The 329-nt window shown below is 72.6% G+C and carries 1 pseudogene; it reads left to right on the top strand.

Annotated elements, in window-relative coordinates:
* Positions 1-109: 109 nt before the first annotated feature.
* Positions 110-329 (top strand): annotated as a pseudogene (locus C468_RS14810) (MOSC domain-containing protein); the annotation flags it as partial.

The raw sequence follows: 329 nt of genomic DNA, 5'->3' as shown, positions 1-329 counted from the left end.
AGTGGCTGTACGCCCTCGTCGCGCTAGTCGCACCGCCGATCGCGGTCGTCTACTACGCGCACCGCGAGTGGCTGAAACCGGGCGATCCGACCCTGCTCGGGGGACCTGAATGACGGAGGAGCCCGCGGTCGGCTCCGTGACGTCTCTCGTCACCGCTCTCGAGAGCGGCGCGCCGCCCGAACTGCGAGACGCCGTCGAGGTCCGCCCCGACGGGATCGAGGGCGACCGCTACCGCCTCGGCGACGGCACCTTCCAGCTCGACGCCTGCGCGGTCACGCTCGTCGCGGCGGAGGCGCTCGACGCGGTGCGCGAGGAGACCGGCATCGACG

The organism is Halorubrum kocurii JCM 14978, assembly GCF_000337355.1.
Lineage (GTDB): Archaea > Halobacteriota > Halobacteria > Halobacteriales > Haloferacaceae > Halorubrum > Halorubrum kocurii.
This window is presented reverse-complemented; position numbering and strand designations above follow the sequence as displayed.